Annotated in this window: 15 protein-coding genes; 4 read left to right on the top strand and 11 right to left on the bottom strand. The window is 59.3% G+C overall.

Annotation, left to right across the window (positions count from 1 at the left end):
- Positions 1–10 precede the first annotated feature (10 nt).
- Complete coding sequence (locus ACJO3M_RS14165) at positions 11–778, top strand: SDR family oxidoreductase (RefSeq protein WP_407002042.1); 768 nt, start codon at positions 11–13, stop codon at positions 776–778.
- A 68-nt stretch (positions 779–846) separates the two neighbouring features.
- Here the strand turns inward: ACJO3M_RS14165 and ACJO3M_RS14160 are convergent, their stop codons facing one another.
- From ACJO3M_RS14160 to dacB, 3 genes are all read right to left on the bottom strand, one after another.
- Positions 847–1,659, bottom strand: a complete 813-nt coding sequence (locus ACJO3M_RS14160; RefSeq protein ID WP_407002040.1) for an OmpA family protein — start codon at positions 1,657–1,659, stop codon at positions 847–849.
- A gap of 27 nt (positions 1,660–1,686) precedes the next feature.
- Entirely contained in the window at positions 1,687–2,061 is a 375-nt protein-coding gene (locus ACJO3M_RS14155) for a DUF4398 domain-containing protein (protein ID WP_406988486.1), read from the bottom strand.
- Positions 2,062–2,266: 205 nt separating this feature from the next.
- A complete protein-coding gene (dacB, locus tag ACJO3M_RS14150; protein ID WP_407002039.1) occupies positions 2,267–3,853 on the bottom strand; it encodes a D-alanyl-D-alanine carboxypeptidase/D-alanyl-D-alanine endopeptidase in 1,587 nt (528 codons plus the stop codon).
- Between the two features lie 263 nt (positions 3,854–4,116).
- Here dacB and ACJO3M_RS14145 point away from each other — a divergent pair, with 263 nt between their 5' ends.
- A complete protein-coding gene (locus ACJO3M_RS14145; RefSeq protein WP_407002038.1) occupies positions 4,117–4,887 on the top strand; it encodes a glutathione S-transferase N-terminal domain-containing protein in 771 nt (256 codons plus the stop codon).
- Positions 4,888–4,927: 40 nt separating this feature from the next.
- On the opposite strand, the gene dkgB is transcribed toward ACJO3M_RS14145, so the two are convergent.
- A complete protein-coding gene (gene dkgB, locus ACJO3M_RS14140; RefSeq protein ID WP_407002037.1) occupies positions 4,928–5,737 on the bottom strand; it encodes a 2,5-didehydrogluconate reductase DkgB in 810 nt (269 codons plus the stop codon).
- 132 nt (positions 5,738–5,869) lie between these two features.
- On the opposite strand from dkgB, the gene ACJO3M_RS14135 reads away from it, so the two are divergent.
- Positions 5,870–6,283: a GFA family protein gene (locus ACJO3M_RS14135; RefSeq protein WP_407002036.1), complete on the top strand. Its 414-nt coding sequence runs from the start codon at positions 5,870–5,872 to the stop codon at positions 6,281–6,283.
- Between the two features lie 13 nt (positions 6,284–6,296).
- On the opposite strand, the gene ACJO3M_RS14130 is transcribed toward ACJO3M_RS14135, so the two are convergent.
- On the bottom strand, positions 6,297–7,385 hold the full coding sequence (locus ACJO3M_RS14130; protein WP_407002059.1) for a PQQ-dependent sugar dehydrogenase: 1,089 nt from the start codon (positions 7,383–7,385) through the stop codon (positions 6,297–6,299).
- Between the two features lie 229 nt (positions 7,386–7,614).
- On the opposite strand from ACJO3M_RS14130, the gene ACJO3M_RS14125 reads away from it, so the two are divergent.
- Positions 7,615–9,792 carry a TonB-dependent siderophore receptor gene (locus ACJO3M_RS14125; protein ID WP_407002035.1) on the top strand — a complete coding sequence of 726 codons (2,178 nt, stop codon included), beginning with the start codon at positions 7,615–7,617 and terminating at the stop codon, positions 9,790–9,792.
- A 172-nt stretch (positions 9,793–9,964) separates the two neighbouring features.
- Here ACJO3M_RS14125 and ACJO3M_RS14120 read toward each other — a convergent pair whose 3' ends face one another.
- The 6 genes from ACJO3M_RS14120 to ACJO3M_RS14095 form a co-directional block, all read right to left on the bottom strand.
- Positions 9,965–10,780: a (2Fe-2S)-binding protein gene (locus tag ACJO3M_RS14120; protein WP_407002034.1), complete on the bottom strand. Its 816-nt coding sequence runs from the start codon at positions 10,778–10,780 to the stop codon at positions 9,965–9,967.
- Positions 10,767–12,797, bottom strand: a complete 2,031-nt coding sequence (gene fhuB / locus ACJO3M_RS14115) for a Fe(3+)-hydroxamate ABC transporter permease FhuB (RefSeq protein ID WP_407002033.1) — start codon at positions 12,795–12,797, stop codon at positions 10,767–10,769. The genes ACJO3M_RS14120 and fhuB overlap by 14 nt, the downstream gene beginning before the upstream one ends.
- Complete coding sequence (locus tag ACJO3M_RS14110; protein ID WP_407002032.1) at positions 12,787–13,719, bottom strand: ABC transporter substrate-binding protein; 933 nt, start codon at positions 13,717–13,719, stop codon at positions 12,787–12,789. The genes fhuB and ACJO3M_RS14110 overlap by 11 nt, the downstream gene beginning before the upstream one ends.
- Positions 13,709–14,482 carry an ABC transporter ATP-binding protein gene (locus ACJO3M_RS14105; protein WP_407002031.1) on the bottom strand — a complete coding sequence of 258 codons (774 nt, stop codon included), beginning with the start codon at positions 14,480–14,482 and terminating at the stop codon, positions 13,709–13,711. The genes ACJO3M_RS14110 and ACJO3M_RS14105 overlap by 11 nt, the downstream gene beginning before the upstream one ends.
- A gap of 96 nt (positions 14,483–14,578) precedes the next feature.
- On the bottom strand, positions 14,579–16,369 hold the full coding sequence (locus tag ACJO3M_RS14100; RefSeq protein ID WP_407002030.1) for an ABC transporter ATP-binding protein: 1,791 nt from the start codon (positions 16,367–16,369) through the stop codon (positions 14,579–14,581).
- A 99-nt stretch (positions 16,370–16,468) separates the two neighbouring features.
- On the bottom strand, positions 16,469–16,921 hold the full coding sequence (locus ACJO3M_RS14095) for a YaiI/YqxD family protein (protein ID WP_407002029.1): 453 nt from the start codon (positions 16,919–16,921) through the stop codon (positions 16,469–16,471).
- Positions 16,922–17,027 lie beyond the last annotated feature (106 nt).

Genomic DNA, 17,027 nt, shown 5'->3' with positions numbered 1-17,027 from the left:
AGGTGAATGCATGAGTAAAGAGCTGTTTGACCTGACAGGTAAAGTCGCGCTGGTGACCGGTGCGAGCCGTGGTATTGGCGAAAGCGTTGCGCGGACACTGGCGGACTACGGGGCCCACGTAATCTGCAGCAGCCGTAAAATCGAGGGCTGCGAAGCGGTGGCCAGCAGTATTCGGGATGCCGGCGGCAGTGCGGAAGCTTATGCCTGCCATATTGGTGAGATGGACCAGATTGAGGATATCTGGGCGCATATCGGGGCAGAGCATGGCAGGCTGGACATCCTGGTCAACAATTCCGCCGCTAACCCGTATTTTGGGCCGGTAGAGGACACCGACCTGGGCGCTTACCATAAAACCGTGGATGTGAATATTCGCGGGTACTTCTTCATGTGTGCCCGTGGCGCGCAGCTGATGAAGAAAAATGGCGGTGGATCGATCGTCAACGTGGCGTCCGTCAACGGCGTAAACCCCGGCCACTTCCAGGGCATTTACTCCGTTACCAAGGCGGCAGTGATTTCCATGACCAAGTCCTTTGCCATGGAGCTGGGACAGCAGAAGATCCGCGTCAACGCTCTGCTGCCAGGACTGACGGACACCAAGTTCGCCAGTGCCCTGACCTCCAACGATGCCATCAAGAAACAGGCCATGGCCCATATCCCGATGAAGCGGGTCGCTGATCCGAGCGAGATGGCGGGTACCGTACTGTACCTGGCTTCAGATGCTTCCAGTTACACCACTGGCGCCTGCATCAATGCCGACGGTGGCTACCTGACTGTCTGAACGTATGCAGCGACGGCTGAAAAGGAAAGGCCAGCTACGTACTGTGGGTAGCTGGCCGGATCCTGCCATCACTCCCGTCGTTTGATGTTACCTGTTTCATCAGAAATCACGATTTCCACGCGACGGTTCTGTTGCCGGCCCGCTGCACTGTCGTTGCTGGCAACCGGGTACTCCTCGCCATAGCCGCGGGTCTCGATCCGGCTCCGGCTGATGCCCCTGTCCGTCAGAGCATTGCGCACGGCCTCGGCCCGACGCTCCGAAAGCCCCTGGTTGTACGAGGCAGCCCCGGTGCTGTCGGTGTAGCCTTCCACGCGAACGCGGCGTTCTTCGTACTCCGACATGAAATCTGCGAGGCGGGAAATGGTTTGTTCGCCGGCCGGTTTGAGATCGGCACGGTTGAGGTCGAACAGCACATCGCCCAGTGTCAGCACCATGCCACGATCCGTCTGCTCGGCTTCCATTTCCGCCATCCGGGCACGAAGCAGTTCGGCTTCACGCCGGGCCTCCTCTGCCGCGGAGGAACTCATTCGCAGTTCCAGCTCCTTACGGCGTTCCTCGGCGGAATTGATTTCGCTCTGCAATTGAGCCCGCTTACCCTGTTCACCGGCAATTTGCGCATGCCGGTTGGCGAGGTAAGCCGCGTGTTCAATCTCGACGATTTCAGCGCCATCTTCCAGCAGAGATTCGGCACGGGCCAGCTGGTCTCGGGCTTCCCTTAATTGCTGGTCCCCGCTACGGGCGACGTTGGGGTCGTTGCGGATTTCCTCGTAAGCAGCGCGTGCCTCGTTGACCTTTTGATTGTCCGGGGGCGTACCGGCGCACCCAGCCATGAAGACCGACAAGCCCACAGCCATGCCCAGAGTCAAGTTGCGTGTGTTCATAACTATCTCCTTACTCAGCTGAGGCCTTTACTGGCGTTGTTCGATTCGCTCACGAAGAGATTCGATACTGCGGTTAATCTCCTCAACGGCTTGTTCCGCTTTGGCCGTGTCCGATCTGGCGCCGGCCAGCTGTGCATCGACGGATGCCTTTTCCAGCAGGCGTTCGGCTTCAATGTACTTTTCCTGTTCAATGAGTTCTTCTGCGTCGGCAACCCTGTTCTGAGCCTGATTAAGCAGGACGGGTTCGAAATCCCGGGCGTCCGATGACACGGCTTGCTGAATTGAGGATTCGGCGGTCTGAAGCTCCCCATCCGGTCGTTCGCCGGAACTGGCACAACCACCCATCACCAACGCGATGCCGATGATGCCTGTAGCGGTTAACATCGAAGTATGCTTGTTCATGCACTATCTCCTTCCAGTGAAGGACGGGGAAAGGTACCCCACCCGAACGATCGACACTCCCGGGTACAGCCTTGATCCGGAGTCGCACATGGACGCTCTTATCCAGAGTGTCTGTTGGTGCTACGGATAAGATTAGCAGGCAGTTGTGTTGTCGACATGAAAGGTTGGCAAGAAAATGTGAGAAAAGGCGGGAACTGGCGGCCCTTTAGCGGATTTCAGGGCCACCTTCTGCCTTGGACAGGGTGGTTCCTACCGGAGGCTGGTGGTGCAGGGAATAGAGAATGCGGTCAAGTACGGCCTGGCCATTCCAGGCCGGATCGGTGTTCACCATACCGACCACAGCCCAGGTGGTATTTCTCTCATCGCGGGTGAAACCGGCAATGGAACGGACATTTTCCAGGTAGCCGGTTTTAATCCGGCCCAGGCCATCCATGCCGACATTCCGCAGGCGCCTGGCCATGGTGCCGTCCATCGCGATCAGGGGCATGGACGCCATCAGGTCTGCGGAAAACGGACTGTTCCAGGCGTGTTGAAGGATCTGGGCGCCCTGGCGGGCAGTAATCCGGCCATGGCGTGTTAATCCCGCGCCATTATCGATCACCATGCCGGCAGTGGACACCCCTTTGTTTTCCAGCCATTCGTAAATTGCGCGAATCCCGGTGACCCGGTCATCGTCTTCGCCTTCGACGCGGCTTTCCGCTCCAATCGTCAACAACAACTGGCGAGCCATCACGTTGCTGCTCCACTTGTTGATGTCCCGCACCATGGTGACCAGGTCGGGTGACGTGGTTTTGAGCATCAGGCGGGCATCGTCAGGGGTGGTCCCGGTGAGGTTGTCGCCAGCCAGGGTGATTCCCATCTCAGATAACAGGGAGCGGATCAGCGATGCGGTGTACTGTTCGTGAGGCAGCAGTGACAGGTAAGCGGTGGTGCGACAGCCTTGGGGCAACTCACCGGTTACCCGGACGGTCACCCGCTGATCTGTGTGGAACACCGGCTCCCATGTAAAGCCGCGGCGGGAAGGGCAGGGGCCTTCAGCGGTGGCCGTTACCCGGTTATCTATCACCACTTCACTCAGGGCCGGGGCGCTCCAGGCCTGGGTGCCACGCTCGTCGGCACGAACCTGGAAGTGGATCAGGTTCAGGTTGGTCAGTACTGCGGACGGCTTCACCAGGAAGGGAGCGTAAGGGTTGTTACCGTTATCGTCGAATGTCGGCAGCCCGCCTGCAATTTCGAAGTAATCGCCATCCAGGATCAGATCACCATTGATGGTTGTGACGCCCATGCCGCGCAGTTCCCGCAGGGTGCTCCAAAGCCGCTCCAGGGTCAGCTTGGGGTCGCCTCCGAACCTGACGTAGAAGTTGCCGTCCAGGGTATTGCCGGTGAGCTGACCATCCGTCAGGAAATCGGTATCCCAGTGGTGGGTGGGGCCGAGTATTTCCAGGGCTGCGTATGTTGTGACCAGTTTCATGATTGAGCCGGGGCTCATCAGCGCATCGGCATTGATGTACTGGTCAATACCTGGTCCATTGAGAGGGATGGCGGCCATGCTCAGGGCATTGTCATTACTCAGCGACTCAACGGCGTAATCCCGGACCTGATTGCTCCAGGTTCTGGTTTCGGATCTGGTCGCCTCATCCTGCGCAAGAACAACCGGGCTGCAAGCCAGGGCAAAGGCGGCAGCGCCAGCGACAAACGTTGTCGGCGCGCGCAGGCCAGGGCGACGATCAGGCGACGTTTGCTGGCAACGGAAGACAGATTGTTTTAAGCGGAATATCGCTGACGTGAACATGGCCGGACCCATCCGTGTGTTATTCGACAACAATAGCCCAAATTTGCGGATCATACTATGTGGAAAAGCTCTACATGACGTTAAAAAATGCCAGTAGAGTCGTTGTTTATATTGCATTTTTGTGAAGGCTTGTAAGGTCCCTTTGGAATCAGGTAGTTAAGGTGCGCTGTATGAACACGACACCGGGTTCCGTGAGCCAATGGAAATTTGTGTGCCTGAGTGATAATGGCGGCCAACCTTATTTCGTCAGGGAGACATCAACCATGTCCAATTTGTTCGTCCATAACGTCAACGTGCTGGGTTCGGTCGCCACTTCATCACTGGCGGCATGGCGTGGTTGCCTGGTTGTGAAGCAGGGGAAGCAACCGGAGAAACCGCTTGTACTCTATGACATCGAGGCCTGCCCCTACTGCCGCCGGGTGAGGGAGGCGCTGACTGCGCTGAATCTGGATGCTGAGATTCGTCCATGCCCGAAAGGGGGAAGGCGGTTCCGGCCGGAAGCCGAGGCTGTCGGCGGCAAGCAGCAGTTTCCTCTGCTGGTGGACGAGAATTCCGACACGGTGATGTATGAGTCCGAGTCCATCGTGGCCTACCTGTTCCGTGAGTACGGTAACCGATCAGTACCCGGCTTCTATCGGAGCAAAACCTACCAACCGGCTCTCGGTTCTTTGGCATCCGCCGCCAGTGCCCTGCGGGGGCTGAGAGCCACACCTGCGAAAGCGCCGCAGCAACCGTTGCACCTCTGGAGCTTTGAGGGCAGTCCTTTCTCCCGCCTGGTTCGTGAGAAGTTGTGTGAGTTGGAGATTCCCTACACCATCCATAATCTGGGCAAGGAACACTGGACCGAAATCGGGCCGGCAAAGCAGCGTATCAAGCCAGGGCCCTACACGCCGATTCCGGGTGGCAAGCGGGACGCGTTCTTTCAGGTTCACAAGCGCGTGCAGGTGCCGTATCTGGAGGATCCCAATACTGGCGAGGGGTTATTTGAGTCGTCCCGTATCCTGAAATACCTGGATGCTACTTACGCCAGTTGATGCTGTCCTTGGCTGTCTTGCCCCATGACATTTGCGTCTGTCAGTCCCAGTTCGGAGCGAATCCGGGATTGGCGATGCGTTCGTTCCTGTCCAGTTGATCGATGGCGGCGATCTCCTCCTCACTGAGCTTGATATTCAAGGCATCCAGGTTGGCCTTCTGGTGCCTGGGCCGGGTGGAGGACGGGATGGCAGCCACTCCTTTCGAGACTATCCAGGCAATGGCAATCTGTGCGGCAGAGGCGTTGTGCTCGGCACCGATACGGATCAGGGTGTCATTTTCCATGACCTTGCCCACCGCCAGTGGCATATAGCCTGTTACCGGGATGTCCAGTGCCCGGGCGTGCTCGATGACCTTGCGATTACCGAGGAAGGGGTGAACCTCCACCTGATTCGTAAAGATCGGGGTATCCCCCAATATATCCTTTGCCTGGTCCATCTGGGCGCAGGTGAAGTTGGAAATACCGATGTGGTCGGCCAGCCCCTCTCTCCGGGCATCCCGCAACGCGCCCAGGTACTCGGACATCGGTACTTCGTCTCCCGGCGAGGGCCAGTGAATCAATGCCAGATCCACGTGATCCGTCTTTAACCGCGCCAGGCTGTCGTGGAGGCTGTTGATCAGGTCGCTGGCGTGGAGCTTGTCGTGCCAGATCTTGGTGGTCAGGAAAATCTCCCGGCGGGGAATGCCGCTGGAAACAATGCCATCGCCCACTTCCGCCTCGTTCTCGTACATCTGGGCGGTGTCGATATGGCGGTAGCCAAGGGATAAGGCGCTCTTGACGGCGTCTCTGGCGTCATTGCCTTTCAGGCGAAAAGTACCCATACCGATCTCTGGAAGTGCGCTGAATGACATGGTGTCCTCCTTTGCGAATTCTGTGTCTTTAATGTGGTGTCCGCGTACTGGTTCTTCAAGTGGCCCGCAGGTATCATGGCGGCCCTGTAACCCAATCAGCTATCACAGCAGCGCGGAGCAAAAGGGCAAATCATGCTGACCGGCCAGTGTCTATGCGGCGACATCACCTTTGAATACGAAGGTCCCCTGGGACCGGTTGCCCTGTGCCATTGCAGCCAGTGCCGCCGTGCCCACGGCAGTGCCTTCTCCGCCAGTGCGCCGGTGCAGAAAATTCGCTTTCGTTTCGTCAGTGGCGAAGACCAGGTCCGGGAGTACGAATCGCGTCCCGGCAAATATCGCGCATTCTGCGGTCGTTGTGGCAGTCACCTGTACAGTCGCGTGGACGCCATACCCGGCATCCTGCGGTTACGCGTCGGTGTTATCAACGAACCGCTTGGCAAGGGACCGGCGCAACACGTCTTCGTGGGCTCCAAATCCGACTGGTTCGAAATTACTGACGACATTCCCCAGTTCGAGAAGACCGAAAGAACCAACGACCCCCATTGATAACCGTAAGCGGTTACCGGGCCGGCACCACCCGGTAGACCTTGCCTTTGGATGAGTCGGTCAGCAGCCACAGCGCGCCATCCGGCCCCATACGCACATCGCGGATACGTTCACCGAGAGTCTCCAGAAGGTCTTCCTCTTCTGTCACTTCCTCGTTCTCAATGCCCAGACGAACCAGTTTCTGCATCTTGAGAGCGCCTACAAACAGGTCACCCTTCCACTCCGGAAACTGGTCCCCGGTGTAGAACGCCATGCCGGACGGGGCAATGGACGGATCCCAGTAGTGCAGGGGATCGGTCATGCCCTCCATGGTGGTTTTGCCCGAGATGGTTGCACCAGAATAGTCGATTCCGTAGGTCACCCTGGGCCAGCCATAATTGTGGCCGGCGCGGATGATATTGATCTCATCGCCGCCCCGGGGGCCGTGCTCGTGGCTCCAGATTTCACCCGTATCCGGGTGAACAGTCATGCCCTGAATGTTGCGGTTGCCGTAGGTAAAGAAGGTATCGTTGACGGCGGAATCGTCCAGGAACGGATTGCCGGGAGCAGGGTCGCCGTTGGTGGTGATGCGGTGGACGCCGCCGGCATCGTCATCGGTTTTCTGTGCGCGATCCATCTCGCCCCGATCACCCACGGCCACGTACAGGTTGCCGTCAGCGTCAAATGCCATGCGACCGGCGAAGTGCCGGGCGGTGTTGCCCCGCGGCATGGCTTCGAAGATGACGTCCACATCCTCAAGCTGGTTTCCGTTGAGTGTCGCCCTGGCAACGCGGGTGGTCATGCCCTCCCGGCTTATCTTGTGGGCGTAACTGAGGAACAGCGTTTGATTGCTCTCGAAGTTCGGGTGCAGAGCAATGTCCAGCAAACCGCCCTGGCCAGACACTACAAGCTCCGGCAATCCCTGAATGGGGATGTTCAGTAGCTCTCCATCCGCAATACGACGCAATCGGCCCTCACGCTCGGTCACCAGTTGCGAACCGTCCGGCAGGAAGGCAAGGCTCCAGGGGTACGCCAGGCCAGTGGCGATGGTCTCCAGCCTGAAGTTTGCCTTGTTCGAAGTAAATGTGTCGCCAAGGGCGGCATAGGGAAGGCATCCCAGCATACCCACGCCCAGTGTCAATGTTGCTGCCGACCTGAATAATTCGACCATGATGCCTGTCCTCTGTGCGTTACCGGGGGCCATTCTTCAGGGTAGCACTCTCAAGCTCAGGTGCGAGTTGTAAAGACGAGCCCAGTCTATTCAGAATTAATTATTGTTCGATGTTTAAAATAATAATGATTCGCATTAATATATGCGCCGTTTGTCATCATTCTGAGTCAGGAGAGAAGTCATGCCGCAGTCCCCGACCACCGGCTTTCGCCGCAAAGCACTGGCCAGTGCCATCCTCTGGGCCAGCTTGCCCGGTTTTTCTGTCGCCCAGGAGCAGGAAACCACCACACTGGATGCCATTCAGGTGTCCGCAGACAGGGGAGCGGAGTCTTCCGAGTCCACCGGTAGCTACAAAGCCGGTACAACCAGCACTGCGATGAAAATGGACCTGTCCCACAGGGAAACTCCGCAGGCTGTGACGGTCATTACCCGCGAGCAGATGGACGATTTTGGTCAGGATGATGTGAACGACGTGCTTGAAGGCGCGACCGGGGTAACTGTCGAATCGGTAGAAACGGACCGCACCTATTACACCGCTCGTGGTTTTGATATCAACAACTTCCAATACGACGGCGTGGGCCTGCCTGCAGTTTATGACAATGTTCAGGGCGACCTGGATACCGCTTTTTATGACCGGATTGAAGTGCTCCGCGGTGCTAACGGCCTGATGACCGGCTCTGGCAACCCGTCAGCCACGATTAACTTCATCCGCAAACGACCCACGGCGGATACACAGGCTTCCGTGGCTGTGACCGGAGGCTCCTGGGACAATCGGCGTATTGTCGGTGACCTGTCCGGTTCAGTATCTGAGTCTGGCAAGGTTCGTGGCCGTGTTGTCGCGGGATACCAGGATCGGGATTCCTATCTCGATCGCTACAGCAACGAGAAACAGATGTTTTATGGTGTGGTGGAGGCTGACATCACCGACACCACATTACTGACTCTGGGGCATGCCACTCAAACCTCTGATACTGACAGCCCGCTTTGGGGGGCCCTGCCGCTGTTTTACACCGATGGATCGGCAACGGACTTCAAGCGCTCCACCAGCACGGCCTCAGACTGGTCCTATTGGGACAATACCAATCACAACAGCTTTATTGAATTGCAGCAACAGCTGGGTGGCGGCTGGCAAGCCCGGGGTTCGGTGCTGCGCCTTGAGAAGGACAGCGAATCCGAGCTGTTCTATCAGTTTGGTGTGCCCGACCGGGAAACCGGCGAGGGGCTGATGGCTTACGCCAGTCAGTATGACCTGAACGTGGAGCAGCTGGTGGTGGATGCCTATGCCACCGGGCCTTTTCAGTTGGCCAATCGCACCCATGAACTGGTTCTGGGGGCAACCTGGTCACGTTCGGAAACCGAAGATGAATCACGCTACGGCCAGGGTATCGGGAATCCGCTGCCGCCGTTGGAGGAGTGGGACGGTAACTATTCCAAACCGACGTTCGATGCGGGTGTGGATGGATCCGACTGGACCGACAAGGAAATCAGCACCTATCTGGCCTCCCGCTGGTCACTGACGGATCGCCTGACGGCCATCACCGGTGTGCGTCTGACCTGGCTGGATTCCGAGGGTACCAATTACGGCAATAGCAAAGACACCAGCTATGACGCAATTGATACCCCCTATGCCGGGCTGATTTACGATCTCAACCGCAATCATTCCGTGTACGCCAGCTACACCGAAATATTCACTCCGCAAACGGAAGAGGACATCAACCGGGATCGTCTGGACCCGATTGACGGCGTGAATTATGAGCTGGGGCTGAAGAGCGAGTTCCTTGATGACCGCGTTCACACAACTGCGGCCATTTTCCGGACCAAACAGGAGAACCTGGCCGAGGCCGCAGGTACTTTTGAGAACGGTGTGGATACCTTCTACCGTGGCGTTGATGGGATCAGCAGTGAAGGCGTTGAGCTGGAGTTTGTGGGGGATGTGACTGATCGCATTCAGGTGTTTGCCGGGTATACCTGGGTCAATATCGAAGACGCGGATGGACACTCGACACGGGAATTTATTCCGGAGCATCTGGCGCAACTGCGCGGTACCTGGACAGTGCCTGGTGTGACCGGCCTTGAGCTGGGCAGTCAGATACGCTGGCAGTCAGGGATCAGCCAGGATCAGGGCGTTGCCACGGTTGGTCCGAATACCGGGGCCACGATTGTCACCGAGCAGAGCAGCTACGCCGTTCTGGACCTGATGGCCAGCTATGACTTTGCCCGCAACTGGAATGCCACACTCAATGTGAACAACGTCACTGACGAGAAATACATCGAGAGCCTGAAGAAGTTCGGCGCCTCGGCCCAGGGCTTTTACGGAGAGCCGGCCAACGCCAACCTGACGGTTTCCTGGAGGTACTGATCGCGGGCCGGAGCAGGAGCGCTCTTCCTGCTCCGGCATGGAATCAGTCAGGGAAAGCCGGCTTGGCCATACTTTTTTGATCAGCGACTGCAGAGACTGAAGGGAGGGCAGGGAATGACACCCGAGCAGGAAATGATTGAAGGATTAAAAATAGCCGCAAGTTCCGGGCTGCTTATAGGTTTGGCTGCCATTGGGCTGGTGTTGATCTCGGCTTTTGGTGGCTGAGCGTTGCCATGCGTTCCTTTCGATAGATACCGCAAGTCCCGCAATAACCGCCATCCGGTAACAGATACTGCAGACAGCAGCCCTTGCGCTGAGGGAGAGCGCATGAATGGCCGCTGAACTCTGCGGGAATCCAGTCAATAAAACGGTTGGCATCGCACTCGAACTGTTTCAGCCATGATTGAGCCAGCCGGCAAACGGCAGCCGGCTCGCCACGGTTCCATACCACTGAGAACGGCGCGCTGAGCCCCAGCCCGATACTGCTCCAGTAAGCGCCAGGACTCACGCCGAGTGCCTGCCGGAATATCGGGTACCAGGCATTCACCCGTGCTTCCACGCCACTGACAAAATCACTCACGTTGACCGGGGCCAAGGTGGTTGCCTGAAACCAGCGTGATGGCTGCTCCTTCCCAGGGCGCAATGCTCCGAAAAAGATCCGGTCGGGATCCGGCAGGGGCGCTTCCCCATGCAGAAAAAGCCGTAAGGTCAGAGGCGCGATGATGTTCAGGACAAGCTCCTGTTGCAGCACAGACAAACGCGCGGTGACGGCTCGGCCGCTTTGTGCGTCCGGGTAATCGGCGCGAACCTGCTGCCTCAGTAAATCTGGCTGGTGGAGGGCCTGTGACAGGGAGAACAGCGCCGGCCGGTTGGTATCCTGAGGTTGCAGGGCTGCGGCCAGTTCCGTGTCCCGATCCAGCCCGGCCTCGACAAGCAACTGGCGATACAGCTCCGGCCACTGCCGGAGTTCCGGTTCAGGCCCGACCATGGCGGCTCAGCCCCCACAGGAAGTAGACGCCACCGACCAGGGCCGCGAGTAGTCCCGCTGGCAACTGACCTGGATAAACCACAATGCGGGACAGGTAATCGGCGGCGGCAAGCAGCAGCCCGCCGACCAGGGCTGCGACCACCATCTGGCGGCCAACCGTCTGCTGGCCAAGCACGCGGGCCAGGTGGGGCGCAATCAGTCCCACAAAGCTCAGCGGCCCGATCACCACCGTGGCGGAAGCGGTCAGCACCGCCGCGACCAGCAGAAGCAGCAAACGAGCCTTGGCAACCGGCAAGCCCAGCGATGATGCGGAGGTGTCGCCGAGTGGCAAAAGGGTCAGGGGGCGGACGACCAGGCACAGAAACCCGCAGATCAGGACAACAAATGCCATCAGGCCAAAGGCTTCATTCTCCGAAATCAGCCAGGTGGAGCCGTACATCCAGTTCAGAAGCTGGGAGGCCACGGTGCCACCCGAGGCCATCACCAGTCGCAGCCCCGCATCCATGAATACATACAACGCCAGGCCGCCAAGCAGGAGTTGGTTGCCGGCAAACCGGTGCTTGCGTGCCAACAGGATCAGCAGGCCGAGCGCCGAGGCGGCGCCGAGGGTGGCGGAGCCAACCTGACCGACGCGCCCGACTTCCAGGCCGGACAGCACGATCATGACCATAACCAGGGCTGCGCCACCACTGATGCCCAGCATCTCCGGGCTACCCATGGGATTGCCGGTCATGCGTTGGATCAGCGTGCCGGCCAGCCCCAGGGCGACGCCCGCAAGAGTTGCCGCAAGCAGCCTGGGGCCGCGCCAGACCCAGGCTTCGTGCCACTGGCTGATGGCCGTCCAGTTCCAGCCCTCCAGCCCCGGGGACCAGCTCATGGACACCACTATGGTGATTAGCAGCAGAGCCACAACAACGCCACTGACCATGAAGGGCGAGCGTCGTTTCGGCAGGAAGCCAGCCGGGCTCGATTCCTGGCCAGGCATATGGTGGGTATTCCGGAAGCTTTGCAGGGCCATGAGGATGACCGGCCCGCCAATCAGCGCTGTGGTCGTTCCGGTGGGTACCAGGGAGCCATCACCCCAGGTGGAAGCCCAGTGCGCCAGGGTGTCGGCCAATAGCAGCAGTCCGCCGCCCATTAACGTGCTCCACAGCAAACGGCTGCCCAGGGTACGTGCGCCCAGGAGTCTGGCGAGCACCGGCGCTGCGAGCCCGATAAACGCGACAACGCCGACGCGGGCGACCACCGTGGTGCTCATCAATACCACCAGGAACAGCGCCAGCATGCGGATCAACGCCACCCGCGCGCCCAGTGAGCTGGCGGATGCCTGCCCCAACTGAAGCAACTGCAACGGTCGAATCAGCAGTAACATGAGGAATGCGAGCACCAGTACCCGCGGCCAGAGGTCCATGAACGGCTCCCAGTTACTCTGAACCAGGGAGCCAGCCCCCCAGATGAACAGGTTGCCGAGCCACTCCCCTTTAAGCAGCAGGAAGGCCATATTCATGGCGCCCAGGAAAAAGGTAATCACCAGGCCGGCGAGAATGACCGTCACCGGTGAAAAGCCCAGGCGCCAGGTCAGTGCGACGACCAGTCCGATAGCCAGCAAACCACCTCCCATGGCGGCCAGGTCCGGGCTGAATGCCAGCAGGCCGGGCGCAAACAGGGTGGCCACGGTGACGCCAAACTGGCCGCCGGCCTCGACACCCAGCGTCGTGGGAGACGCCAGGGGGTTGCCGAGGATCTGCTGGGTGACGGCTCCGGCCAGGCCCAATCCACAGCCGATCAGAATGGCTATGGATACGCGGGGCGCCCAGCTGTAATGGGCCAGCACCGAGGCGTACTGATCGGGATCGAATGTCCAGAATGCGGAAAGCAGCGCCGCAGGCTCCAGCTGATTCAGCCAGGGCGTGGCGCTGGCGATGAGCGCGCCGAGCCAGAGAATCACCGCTGCCGTTGGTAGTGTGGCCGGAATGGTCGGGCGTGCCGAAGGCAGGGGGGAAGTGTCAGCGTACATTGTCGGCCCCTCCTTCCAACAAGCTGTCGGCAAGCTGCGTCGCGAGTCGTTTAACCGGAAACACGCCGCCAAATGGCCATGTGGCGTCCACTTGATAGATCTGCTCACGCTTTACTGGTGGCAGGTAAGTCCAGAACGGGCTGCTGGCGAGATTATCCGACAGTCCGGGCGGGGTTGGTGAAATCACCACGACACGGCTGTCTTCATAGGGGGCAATCGCCTCAAGCCCGACCACTGAAAAACCCCAGAAGTTGCCCTGCCGTGACCAGGTGTTGGTCAGGCCAAGCCCCTCAAGAGCTCTCTGGTACAGGCCGTTGGGGGCATAGATCCGCACATGTCGATCGTCCAGGAAGTTCACCAGGGCGACCGGCCTATCAGTCATGCCGGCGTTTTCCAGGCGTTGGCGTTGGGTCTTCAGGGTCCGTTCTATATCCGCCAGGATAGCTTCCGCGCGTGCCTCGCGATCCAGCATGTCGCCCAGTGTCAGCAGCATTTCCCGGGCCTTGTCGAACGGCTGGCTTCCCTCCCTGTACACGCTGATCACGTAGGTGGGGGCGATCCGTTCCAGCAGATCGGCGGCCGGCGCCATTTCGGAACTGGTGACAATCAGGTCCGGTTTCAGTTCGGCGATGGCTTCCAGGCTTGGCGCCACCCGGGTGCCGATATCGGCTACGCCATCCGGCAGTTCCGGTTCCTTGACCCAGACCGAGTAGCCATCCCGATCCGCCACCCCGACGGGGGTGACGCCGAGAAGCAACAGGGCTTCGGTGGCCGCCCAGTTCAGGGTAATCACCCGTTTCGGTGGTTCGTCAAGGGTGAGGGTGCCGTATTCATGCTGCCAGGTTGCGGCGCTGGCCAGCATGGGCAGCAGGATCAGAAGCAGCGTCGCGATCAGGCGTGTTGGCTGGCGGTCAGTGAACATAGGAAACCCACTGTCCCGGTGCCCGCTCCATAACGCCCATGGGCACACCGTAAATGGATTCGAGAATGCCGGAGTCCATAATCTCGCTCGGGCTGCCGTCGGCAACCAGTTCGCCGGTTTTCAGTGCCACCAGGCGGTCACAGAAACGGGCGGCGAGGTCCACGTCGTGCAATACCACTATCACGGTCAACTCCCGCTCTTCGGCCAGGCGGTGGACCAGCCGCAGAGTTTCCACCTGATGTTTTACATCAAGCGCGGAAATCGGCTCATCCAGTAGCAGGCAGCGGGTCTGCTGGGCCAGCAACATAGCGATCCAGGCACGCTGGCGTTCACCACCCGACAGGGTATCCACGGAACGATGCTGAAAACGGCCGAGCCCGGTATCGTCGATGGCCTGGTCGATCAGTCGGTAATCCTCATCGTTGTAACGGCCCAGCGGACCCCGCCACGGGTAGCGGCCAAGGGCCACCAGTTCCCTGACCGTCAGGCCGTCGGTTCCGGGTGGGTGTTGGGGAAGGTAACCCACCGTGCGGGCGAACTCCCGGGCTCCGGTACCGTTGAACGACGTGCCCAGCACGCTGACATCGCCGGTCGACGGAGACATCTGGCGAGCCAGGATTTTCAGCAATGTAGACTTGCCGGAGCCATTGTGTCCGAGCAGGGCGGTGACTTCGCCTTCGCGAAACTCAAGGTTGATATTGCGAAGGATGGCGGCGTCACCGATGTGCACACCCAGGCCGGATACTTTGAAGAACGCAGACATGCAGGCTCTCTTGGGTCTGAAGGATGGTTGCTGAGGGCCTGCAGAATAATCTAAATGCGAATTACTATCAATGTATGTTGGGGAGCCGACCGGGTTTTAAACCTGGCCGGTCTGCACTCGCCACTGGGCGGCATAGGCCCCGTTCTGCTCAAGCAGTTGCTGATGGGTACCGCTTTCCACGACCTTGCCGCCGTCCACCACGGCAATGGAATCCGCATCGACAATTGTGGAAAGGCGATGGGCAATCATGATCACGGTGCGGTTATGGCCAATTCGTTTCAGGGATCGCTGAATGGCCGCCTCGGTTTCGTTGTCCACCGCACTGGTGGCCTCGTCCAGGACCAGGATCGGGGGATTCTTCAGCAGCGCGCGGGCGAGGGACAGGCGTTGCCGCTGGCCGCCGGAGAGGCGAACACCGCGCTCACCCACCGCGGTATCCAAGCCGTCGGGCAGTGCTTCGATGAATGACCAGGCTTCTGCCGTTCTGGCGGCCTCAATGATCTCGGCATCGGATGCATCGGGCTTGCCGTACGCCAGGTTTTCGCGAATGCTGCCTTCGAACAGATACACATCCTGGCTCACCAGGCCGATGGCGCTGCGCAGGGATTTCAGGCTGATGCTCTGAATGGGCTGGCCATCGATGCGAATCTCGCCATGACTGGGGTCGTAAAATCGCAGTAACAGCTTGATCAGGGTGGATTTCCCTGAGCCGGTCGCACCGACCAGAGCGAGGGTGTTGCCTGCTGGCACTTGCAGGTTTATGTCGCGGATGCCGGCGCCGCTGGTGGGGTAGTGAAAGCTTACGTTTTCCAGCGCCACTTCGCCTTTTACGGGCTCGTTGAGAGTTTTCCCGGCCTCATCGCGTACATGCACCGGTTCGGACAACAGGTCGAGGATACGGCGGGTGCTGGCCATGGCCCGTTCGAACAGGTCAATGACTTCCGCAAGGCCAGTCAATGGCCAAAGCAGGCGTTGGGTCAGGAACACCAGCACACCGTAGGCGCCCACGTTCAGGGTGCCGTTCAGGGCCATCATACCGCCAACAGTGAAGGTGGCGAGGAAGCCGGCCAGAATGGCCATGCGGATCACAGGGATGAACGCGGAGCTGATGCGAATAGCCCGACGGTTGGCTTCCACATAGGCTTCACTGCTTTCCTTTAGCCGCTGGGCCTCACGTTGCTCGGCGGTGAAGCTCTTGATCGTGGCAATGCCGCCGAGGTTGTTGGCCAGGCGGCTGGACAGATCACCCACTTTTTCCCGTACATCGGCGTACAGAGGACCGGCCTTGCGTTGGAAGTAGAAAGCGCCCCAGACGATCAGGGGAATCGGGGTGAACGCCAGCAGCGCGATCAGCGGGGAGAGTACAAAGAACACCGCGCCCACAGCGACCACCGTGACCAGTACCTGGATCATGGCGTTGGCGCCGCCGTCCAGGAAACGCTCAAGCTGGTTCACGTCGTCGTTCATAGTGGCCACTAATTGACCGGAACTGCGGGCTTCGAAGAAACTCATGTCCAGGCGCTGGGCGTGTTCGTAGGCGTCCTGCCGAAGGTCTGATTGCAGTCGTTGCGCCAGGTTGCGCCAGAGGATCTGGAACAGGTATTCAAACAGCGATTCGCCGGCCCAGATGAAGAAGGTGAGAATGGCCAGAATGGTGATCTGTTCCTGGGCGGTTTCGAACCCCAGGCCAGCTACAAAGCTCTCTTCCTTGTTGACCACCACATCAATGGCGACACCGATGAGAATTTCCGGCGCGATGTCGAAGAGCTTGTTGATGACGGAGCAGGTGGCGGCTGCAATGATCTGCCGGCGGTAGCCCCGGGCGTACTTCAGCAGGCGGGCGAGGGCGGCAAAGCTGCTGGTGGTTGTGTGGCTGTGTGAGGACATACTTCGCTTCTCTCCCGTGAAACACGCAGGTACAGGCACCTACAGGCATAAAGCCGGGAAGGGTAGCGGATTTGTCCGGGTTTTAAAACAGAATCATTATCACTTGTGGGCGTGGCGTTGCAGCCAGCGGTCCAGCTTGTCGGCGAATTCCTTGCGATCGGTCTGGCTGAAAGGGGCTGGACCACCTGTCACCTGGCCGGCGTTGCGCATTTCTTCCATGAAGTTGCGCATGGCCAGGCGTTGGCGGATGTTTTCTTTGGTGAAGGCCTGCCCCCGGGGGTTGAAGACGTCGGCGCCTTTGTCGATCGCCTCGGCTGCCAGAGGGATATCCTGGGTGATGACCAGGTCTCCGGGGCTCATCTGATCCATGATTTCGTTGTCCGCGACATCAAAGCCCTGGGGCACTTGCATACGCTTGATGTAGGGACTCGGGGGCAGGCTGATGGCGTGGTTGGCAATGAAGGTGGTGTCGATCTGCCAGCGGGTGGCGGCGCGGCAGAGGATTTCCCGGATGGGAACGGGGCAGGCGTCGGCGTCAACCCAGATTGGCATGGCTGGTTCCTTTGTCGGTATGGTTCTGGGATGAAGTTTACCTTTTGTTGTAGTGAGCTTGGTAGGTTTGTTCCGCGTGTTGTTTACCGGGTCTGTGAATTGGGTG

It is taken from the genome of Marinobacter alkalisoli (assembly GCF_045449795.1).
Lineage (GTDB): Bacteria > Pseudomonadota > Gammaproteobacteria > Pseudomonadales > Oleiphilaceae > Marinobacter.
Note: the sequence above shows the minus strand (reverse complement) of the source record. Positions and strands in the feature narration are given on the sequence as shown.